General features: G+C 67.5%; 16 protein-coding genes. 1 reads left to right on the top strand and 15 read right to left on the bottom strand.

Features of this window, described 5'->3' with window-relative positions:
- The first annotated feature begins 157 nt into the window (after positions 1-157).
- Positions 158-1,162 (top strand): tyrosine-type recombinase/integrase, encoded by a 1,005-nt coding sequence (locus BUE42_RS31165; protein ID WP_073469374.1) that lies wholly within the window; start codon positions 158-160, stop codon positions 1,160-1,162.
- Here BUE42_RS31165 and BUE42_RS32855 read toward each other — a convergent pair.
- The 15 genes from BUE42_RS32855 to BUE42_RS33290 form a co-directional block, all read right to left on the bottom strand.
- Positions 1,116-1,319: a helix-turn-helix transcriptional regulator gene (locus BUE42_RS32855; RefSeq protein ID WP_143171878.1), complete on the bottom strand. Its 204-nt coding sequence runs from the start codon at positions 1,317-1,319 to the stop codon at positions 1,116-1,118. The genes BUE42_RS31165 and BUE42_RS32855 overlap by 47 nt on opposite strands.
- A 19-nt stretch (positions 1,320-1,338) precedes the next feature.
- Complete coding sequence (locus BUE42_RS31175) at positions 1,339-1,632, bottom strand: hypothetical protein (RefSeq protein ID WP_073469378.1); 294 nt, start codon at positions 1,630-1,632, stop codon at positions 1,339-1,341.
- Positions 1,629-2,219 (bottom strand): hypothetical protein, encoded by a 591-nt coding sequence (locus BUE42_RS31180; RefSeq protein WP_073469380.1) that lies wholly within the window; start codon positions 2,217-2,219, stop codon positions 1,629-1,631. The genes BUE42_RS31175 and BUE42_RS31180 overlap by 4 nt, the downstream gene beginning before the upstream one ends.
- Entirely contained in the window at positions 2,209-2,376 is a 168-nt protein-coding gene (locus BUE42_RS33280; protein WP_159445533.1) for a hypothetical protein, read from the bottom strand. The genes BUE42_RS31180 and BUE42_RS33280 overlap by 11 nt, the downstream gene beginning before the upstream one ends.
- A complete protein-coding gene (locus tag BUE42_RS31185; protein ID WP_073469383.1) occupies positions 2,373-2,567 on the bottom strand; it encodes a hypothetical protein in 195 nt (64 codons plus the stop codon). The genes BUE42_RS33280 and BUE42_RS31185 overlap by 4 nt, the downstream gene beginning before the upstream one ends.
- Positions 2,560-2,838, bottom strand: coding sequence for a hypothetical protein (locus tag BUE42_RS31190; protein WP_073469385.1), 279 nt, complete (start codon positions 2,836-2,838; stop codon positions 2,560-2,562). Before BUE42_RS31190 ends, BUE42_RS31185 begins: the two co-directional genes overlap by 8 nt.
- Positions 2,835-4,181, bottom strand: coding sequence for a hypothetical protein (locus tag BUE42_RS31195; RefSeq protein WP_073469387.1), 1,347 nt, complete (start codon positions 4,179-4,181; stop codon positions 2,835-2,837). The genes BUE42_RS31190 and BUE42_RS31195 overlap by 4 nt, the downstream gene beginning before the upstream one ends.
- 13 nt (positions 4,182-4,194) lie before the next feature.
- Entirely contained in the window at positions 4,195-4,437 is a 243-nt protein-coding gene (locus tag BUE42_RS31200) for a hypothetical protein (protein WP_073469389.1), read from the bottom strand.
- An 11-nt stretch (positions 4,438-4,448) separates the two neighbouring features.
- Entirely contained in the window at positions 4,449-4,811 is a 363-nt protein-coding gene (locus BUE42_RS31205) for an ASCH domain-containing protein (RefSeq protein ID WP_083614831.1), read from the bottom strand.
- A 5-nt stretch (positions 4,812-4,816) separates the two neighbouring features.
- Entirely contained in the window at positions 4,817-5,002 is a 186-nt protein-coding gene (locus BUE42_RS32860) for a hypothetical protein (RefSeq protein ID WP_143171879.1), read from the bottom strand.
- Positions 4,999-5,277 (bottom strand): hypothetical protein, encoded by a 279-nt coding sequence (locus BUE42_RS31210; RefSeq protein ID WP_073469393.1) that lies wholly within the window; start codon positions 5,275-5,277, stop codon positions 4,999-5,001. The genes BUE42_RS32860 and BUE42_RS31210 overlap by 4 nt, the downstream gene beginning before the upstream one ends.
- A complete protein-coding gene (locus BUE42_RS31215; protein WP_073469395.1) occupies positions 5,274-6,509 on the bottom strand; it encodes a hypothetical protein in 1,236 nt (411 codons plus the stop codon). Before BUE42_RS31215 ends, BUE42_RS31210 begins: the two co-directional genes overlap by 4 nt.
- A gap of 12 nt (positions 6,510-6,521) precedes the next feature.
- Complete coding sequence (locus BUE42_RS33560; RefSeq protein WP_073469397.1) at positions 6,522-7,262, bottom strand: hypothetical protein; 741 nt, start codon at positions 7,260-7,262, stop codon at positions 6,522-6,524.
- Position 7,263: 1 nt separating this feature from the next.
- Positions 7,264-7,425 (bottom strand): hypothetical protein, encoded by a 162-nt coding sequence (locus BUE42_RS33285; RefSeq protein ID WP_159445534.1) that lies wholly within the window; start codon positions 7,423-7,425, stop codon positions 7,264-7,266.
- Positions 7,422-7,684: hypothetical protein (locus BUE42_RS33290; protein WP_159445535.1), on the bottom strand; the 263-nt coding region annotated here is incomplete at its 5' end. The genes BUE42_RS33290 and BUE42_RS33285, both read right to left, overlap by 4 nt.

Below are 7,684 nucleotides of genomic sequence, written 5' to 3' on the forward strand. Positions count from 1 at the left end.
CGATTCCGACCCGAGGCACCAGAACCAAAGCTCCTGATGCGCATCCTTCACTGGTAATCCGCCTCACACAGTAGCTAATGTAAGCCCGCAAAATCCCGCGCGCAATCCCCAAAAGTCACATTCCGCCCCGCGCCGTTCCCGCGGACAATCCCGCGCCATGGCGTACATCACGAAGGTAGCGAACGGCTGGCGCGCGCAGGTCGAGCGCAACGGCGAGCGGCGATCCGCGACCCGCGACACGAAGAGCGAGGTCGTGCAATGGGCTGCTGAAGTCGAGGCCGAACTGCTCGCGATGAAGCGCGGCGCGTTCCCGAAGAAGACCTTCGCCGACGCGCTGCGCAGATACCTCGATGAGGTCAGCGCGAACAAGAAGGGCGAGCGGTACGAGCGGCTCCGGATCGAGGCGCTGATCCGCGACTTCCCGCGCCTGGCGGCAAAGCCGCTCACCGATGTGCAGACGCCCGACATCGCGGCGTGGCGCGACAAGCGCCTGAAGTCCGTCACGCCCGGGTCAGTGCAGCGCGACATCAACCTGCTGTCGAACGTCTTCACGATCGCGCGCAAGGAATGGAAGTGGTGCGGCGAGTCGCCCTTCGACGGCCTGCGCGCGCCTGGGCAGAATCCCGCGCGATCGCGCCGCATCGACCCGCGCGAGATCCGCCGCCTGGTGCGCTGGCTTGGGTACGTGACTGGCCGGCGGCCACGCACCAAGCAGCAAGAGGTCGCGCTCGCGTTCCTGGTGTCGCTGCGCACCGGCATGCGCGCCGGCGAGATCCTCTCGTTGTCCTCGAAGAACATCGACATCAAGAACCGCTGTGCGACGGTCGAGCACAAGACCCAGCACCTGACCGGAAAGCCGCGCGTGGTGCCGCTCTCTCGGCACGCGCTGCGCTTGCTGCGGCCCAGCTTGCCGGGCGCGGTGTTCACGGTCTCGAGCGCATCGCTCGATGCGCTCTTCCGCAAGGCCCGCGACTCGCTGCTGATCGATGACCTGCACTTCCACGACGCACGCGCAGACGCGCTGACCAGGTTCGCCAAGCGGGTCGACGTGATGGAGCTGGCGCGCATCAGCGGGCACAAGGACCTGCGCGTGCTGATGGACCACTATTACCGCGTCACGCCCGCCGAGATTGCTGCGCGCCTTGACCGGCCCATTCCATGATTGCTTCGCGTAGCCAGCGCCGCGTCTTGCGGCTGATGGCGATCACGGGCGCCGGGAACGACGGGTGCTTGCTCAGTCGGTCGGTGACGTGCTTGCGGGAGACGCCCAGGATCTCGGCGATGCCGGCGACGTCAACGGTGTCGAGTGTGTTGCTCATTGGGTGATCCACTTCGCTTTCAACATGGCCAGTCTCCATTCGCGATCTCTTCGTCCGTCCACTTCTGCGATCGCGGGATCAGGTGGAACAGGTCGGTCGGCAGTCCGGCGCGCACGCGGTAGGCGTTCCAGCGGTCCAGCGCGCGCATTTCCCAGTGCCGGCGGAAAAGCCGCTGGCCCTCGATCGCCGCGACGGTGCGGTGGTAGTCGACCCACGTATCGAAGCCGGCCGCGTCGGGCCACTGCTGGCTGATCTGCCAGTTGCGCACGAGCCAGACCAGCAGGGCCAGCAAGAACAGGGCGCCGATGCTCATGGCTTCGGGGCCACCTGCAGCGGCGCCCAGCGCGTATAGCCGGGCGCGTTGTACACGCGGTAGTCCGCCCAATCTCCGACGTGCGGTCGCTTGAAGCTGGGGCCCCACAGAAGGACCGTGACACCACGCGGCGCGGTCTCGATCGGTTGCCACTCCGCTGCATCCTTCCGCACCTCCTGCAGCTCGGCGGTGAGGCTGGCGACGGTTTGCTCGGCCGTGATAAGGGCGCGCGAGTCTGCTGCCTGCTGCGATGCGGCGAATTCCCGCGGAAAGTGGCTGGGCTCGGCTTGGGGTGGATTTCGGGCCGCTCCGATACTGAGCTCGACGCTCGGCGATGGCGCGAAAGGCACTGCTGCATTCGGGGCGGGGTTGCGATACACCAGCTGCGGCACTGCCTCCACAGGCGCGCTCGGCACCTTGTCGAACTCCGCGGCGACGAAGGCATCAAGCTCAGCGAGCGAGTCCGTCGAATCGGCGAGCGTCACGCCACCACGGCCGGCCGACTTCTGCTCTTCAGCAACATCGCTGGCATAGGAGGTCAGGAGCTGTCGGAAGCGCTGAACGCGCGGGTCAGTGTCAATGGTCATTTCTGCTCTCCTTCTTCAGTTCCTTGATTCTCTGCAAGCCGTAGTAAATTCCCGCCGCACTCCATGCCATTCCAAGCAGGCTGATGAAAAAACCACCTTCAGACACGCTGAGCCACCCAAACGAGTAGCAGATGTACATCTTCCATTCTGTGCTCATGGCTTCCCGCCTCCTGTTGTCTGCGTGGTGCTTCGGCGCGGCAGGTGTGCCGACGCGACGATGGCTTTGCCGTTCGCGTCGAAGCAGCCTGGGAACGCCTTGCGAAGTTGCTCTACGTTCTCGGCGGACCTGTGGGCCTGCTCGATGAACCACTCGCGGCTGAACTCGGTCGGCGTGTGCTGCTCAGCCATGGTTGCCCCCAATCTTCCCCGGCCGCGCGATGCCGAGCCCGATGGGACAGGGCCGCACGACGCAGGTCGGGCAATACCTGAACGGCGCGGCGTGCGGACAGTCGACGGACGGCGCTGGCGGGATGGCCTCTCCGATGCTCAGCAACGAGCGCAGCGTGTCGGCGCACTCGCGAAGCTGCTCGCGGCGGGCAGAATTGCTGCCCTTGTCCATCTCGGCCGCCAGCTCCCACACGCCGGCCAGCTCTTCGAGTTGCAGTCGCAGCGCGCTCACTGGCTGCCCCCTTGTGCCTTGATGGCTGCACGGACGAGCCGACGAAGCTCGGCATACTGCTCCGACTCGGTGCCGGCCCGGATGTACACCCATTCGCATGACAGGTCGTCGATCTGCGCGTCAGTCAGCTCTGCAACTTGTGCGGGAATGGCGAGGGCATCCCAATCGGCCGCGATCTTCTCCAAGCACTCAGCCGTTGATTCCCACGCCTGTCCGCCACGTCGCCGGATGTTTTCTGCGACAGCGCGAACTCGTGAGGCCTCGTCCGTCAGCTCTGCCGGCTGCCGGGCTACTGGTGCGGCGAGCCGTTCGGCCGCCAGCATCTGCACCGTTTCGACAACTGAGCCCGGGTAGTCGTAGAAGTCGACCAGCGGCTTGATGGCCATGCAGCACTGGTTGTACACGTCCTCGAAGGCGTCGTCGAAAGATTCCGGCTCGGCGGGGGCTGCTGGTGCGGGAGTGGCGAGGGTGAGTGCCGCACGAAGCCCGACGAGGGTTGCTTCGCGTGGCGTGCCGCTGCGCCACTTGCTCGGGTCGCGCAAGTTGAGCGGCAGCTCGTCCGCGCTGCGCCAATAGGCGCTGTTCGCTTGCAGGTACGCTGAGATCATTGCGTCCGTCACGCTCGGCTCGGCCGGCGCCTCTGGTTGCGCGGTCCGAGCCATGAACGCACCATCGAGGCATGCGGTTTGCAACGCTGCCGCAACGAGATCGCACTGCTTCCTGTGACCGGAGAACAGTTCCATATTTCCGTCGCCAGCCTTGACGCAATAACCCCAATATCCACTGTGCTTCGACTCCACTCGATAGCGCGCAACGATCTTCTGTTCGACATCCTCAAAAGTGCTCGGCTCGGCCGGCACCCCACCCCTCAACTCCGGATCGAGGGCCGACACGTAGGGCAGGCGCTCGGGTTGCGCTGGGCCTGCGCCGTCTTCCCACTGCAGCGGCGCCGGGTTGCGCATGCGCTCTTCTGCCTCGGCGATCCGCTGATTCTGCGGACGGTCGTCGAACAGCACCGTGCGCTCGGGCTGAGGCTGGGGCTGCGCTGTGGGGGCGGCGTAGAGCTTCGTGCGGTCGGGCAGCGGGCTGTACATGGCGACACGCGAGCCCGCAACGGCGTCGGTGAATACCTCGGCTACCGGCTCTGCCCCAGCAGGTACAGCAGCGAGATCCTCGCGGACGTAGCCGACCTGACACGCGGTCACCGAGTCGGCGCACCACGTGATGCTGTCGTTGTGGTGCCAGTCCTCCGGGAACGGCTCGGTGTGGTGATCGGCGTCGTCGCTGATCTGCAGCCAGATCTTCCGCGGCGCCGTCGCCTGCAGAGGGGTCAGTTTGCTCATGGTGGTCAGTCCTTCAGAAAGGGATGCCCGCGGCATCGTTGCGTCGGTTCTGCAGCCGCTGGCGGACCGACAGGCAGAGTGGGTCGATGCACCAGCCGCCGCCGTGGCGCAGATTCCACTCGCGCCACAGCTCCCAATAGCGTTCGACGATGGGCGCCGGCCGGTCCGGCAGATGCGAGAACCGAGCGACCAGCCTGCTCAGGTGGTGCGCCTTGCGGTAGTTGTCGCGGGTCCAGCGGAAGCGCTTGCGGGACATGGGTCAGTCCTTCAGGTGTTGGGGGCGGCGTAACCGAAGACGATCCGCGAGATCACGGTCTCGGGCGTGCAGCCCTTGTGCGTCTTGCAGAACATCGCGACGAACTCGGCCGGGGTCATGTCGGGGAAGCCCTCGCGGCGGCACTCCTCGCGGCCGTAGCACTCGTCGTCCGTCATCGCGCGCAGCTGCTCGCGGCGGATGCCGAGCGCCGTCACCGGCTCCTCCAGCGGCTGCACTTTCTCGCCGGGCCGCAAGCCCATGCACTTCTCGACCGGCCGGAACTGCTCGCCCGGGTTGAGATGCAGCCAGCCCATGCGCCGCGTCACGTCCTTCGTGCGCGCCTTGATCTGGGCCTTCGTGAGCGCGAAGCTCATGTTCCTCATGCCGCACCTGCCTGCGCATCGGCGCCGCAGTCGAAGGGCCCGACCGGCGTCCGCTCGTCCTGCACAGGCTCCTCGCCTGGCTCTCCGTCCTCTCGCTCTGGCATCGGAGTTCCCCAGCCGAACCGCTTGGCCAGGTCGCGGGCCTGGCGCTCGGTGCGGATATCTCGGCGGGAATGCTTCATGCGGCGCTCCCGGTGGCCGGCGCATCGGTCAGCAGGCGCAGGTAGACATCGTGGGGGCGGCCGAACGACATGGTGGTGCCGTAGGCCTCGTCCGTCTGCTTGTCGAGCCACGGGCAGGCCGCCTCGCAGCAGACCATCAGGCCGCCTGTTGCAGGGTCGCTGATGATGCCGCCCATCGAGACCTTGCCGCAGTCGCCGAAGCAGTGCTTCTCGATCAGCGGTTTCTGCTCGCGGTGGAGGATCAGCAGGCCGAAGACCTTCTCGGGCGCGCTCATGCTGCCGCCCCGATCTGCGCCAACAGCTGCTCGCCCTGCTCAAACGTGCCATCCCACCATTCACGGCTGGGCTTCGGATGCGAGGGGAATCGCTCGCCGGGGCCGCGCGCCTCCATGATCCGCGTCACGAAGAGTTCGGCGAGGGCCAGCAGGTCGGTCTCGACGCGGTGCGCAGGCAGCGTCTGCGCCAATGCGGCGCGTACCACCTCGGGCGCGGCCGGGCGGGCATCGGCTTCGGTCGTCTCCAGCGACGCCTGCATGTGCGGCTCGGCGAACTCGTCACCTGCTCGATCGAACACCGGCGGCGGGTCTTGCACGACAGGATCGACCGGTGCCGGGGCGGGTTCGGGTACAGGGGCCGGCGGCACCGGTGCGGGCACCTGGGCGGCGCGCAGGGCTTCCAGTTCGGCCCGTTCGCTCGCCAGCTGCGCACGCTCTTCGGCCAGCACGCGGGCGGCCTCTGCCTGCTCGGCGGCGACACGCGCCAGGCGCTCCTGCTCTGCGACGCGGCGGGCCTCCTCTGCCGCCCGCTCGTCGGCGATGCGCTTCGCCTCGGCTTCTTCCCAGCGCTTCGCCTTCAGTGCCGTGTCCAGCTTCACCAGTGCCGCCGACCACGCGGCGCGCGCCTGGTCGATCTGCTCCTGGAACACCAGCGGGTCCGGCTGGGTGCTGGTCATGCGGTCGATCAGCGCCTGGATGTCGGCCGAGGCCTTGCCGCAGGCGATCAGCACGTCCTGCCCGATGCCGGCGAGCGCTTCCTGGATGGCCATCACTCGGCCGGCCTCGGCGTTGATCTTGTCCTGACGCACCTGCTCGCGGCGATCCTCCTCGGCCTTGATCTGCAGGTGCACCGGCTCCTCGCCCGCGATCAGGCGCTCGGTGATCCACGCGGCGCGCTGGTCGATGCTCTTGCCGAGCGTGAGGATTGGCGCCTTGGCGGACTTGCGGGCCTTCTCGACCAGGATGCGCGGGTCGCGGTAGGCGGCGCGGTGCTCCTTCGCAGCATCCATTCCCTTCGTCGTCGTCACGTCGTAGACGGCGTCGATCGGGTACTGCGCCTCGATGGCGGCGAGGCCGGCCGACACGCGGTCGAACTCGGCGAGCTGCGTCTGCACGCGGGTGATGTCCGCGTTGATCGCGCCGGACTGGCGTTTGTCGATCGCGGTCGGGGCGGGCGAAGCGTCGTCCGCCGGGTCATCAAAGCCGACGTCGTCGGCGAGTTCCATGCTCATGAGGTGCTCCGTTCAGTGGGGGATGTCGTCGTCGGAGAACTCGTCTTCGGCGGCGGTTTTGGATGCGGGTGCGGCGGCCGGCGCGGGGGTGACCTTGGCGCGGGCCATCTTGTTGGCCTGCGCGATCAGGATGTCGGCGTGCGCCTCCTGGTCGTCACGCTTCACAGCCTCGGCGAGGGCGGCGGCGGTTGCCTTCTTCACGTCGCCGACGACACGCGCGTCGTCGATGGTCTTGATGAGGCCAGCGAGCCACTTCTCACGCTCGTCGCCGGCGCGGTCGTGCAGGTCGGCCTTGCTCCACAGCTCGAGCGCGAGGCCGAAGCGCATCGCCGCATTCCGCAGCGCGTCGCCGATGACCTCCTTCTCGCGAGAGCCGGCGTCCATGTGCGCCTTCTTGTCGGCGTGTCCGTAGCCCAGCCGCGTGACGTTGCAGACGGTGAGCCGGATCCACAGGCCGCCCGATTCGTCGAACTTCGGCAGCCCGGCCGCATCGAACGCGAGCGGCTCCCACGACCACATCGGATCGGCGTCGAGCAGCAGGTGCGTCGCCGCGGCGTGACCGACGTAGTCGAGGTGCCGCACCTTCGGGTGATGCCAGCCGCCGCAGACGTTGCAGTTGGTCTTCTCCTCTGGCTTGCACTCGTTCTGCGCCTTCGTGCCCTTCGGCAGTGGGCTGATCAGGTGCTCGGGCACCGGGGCGCGCAGCAGCGCGAGTCCCTTCGACGGCCCGGCTTCGGCGAGTTCGGTCGGCATGTCAGGCTTCCAGCGCAGTGACGCGCGAGTTGAGGTGGTTGCGGCGGCGCATCACGTGGACGAGCGCGACAGGCTCGGCATCGGCGCGCATCCAATGGGTGTCGAGCTCGCAGGCCGCGTTGTCGCGGCACCAGCGCAGCCAGGCGAGGTAGAGGAGCCTCACGTCAGAACCTTCGCAGTGGCGCGCGGCAGCTCGGGCGAGGGCTTGGGCTGCTTGAACAGCGTGCAGCCGATGACCAGCGCAAAGCAGAGCGCGACGAGGAACACGGCCCGGACGAACAGCACGCGGACGATCCCCGGCGGCGCCTTCTCGGCCCGGCTCTGAGCCTGGGCGCACACCACGCAGTTGCCGTGGCAGGGGTCGCAGTGGTCGACCGGCGTTGCGCGGTGCAGGCGGGTGTCGATCCTGACCGCGTGCAGGG

Origin of the sequence: Rhizobacter sp. OV335 (genome assembly GCF_900142965.1) — a bacterium.
Taxonomy (GTDB): Bacteria; Pseudomonadota; Gammaproteobacteria; order Burkholderiales; family Burkholderiaceae_C; genus Rhizobacter.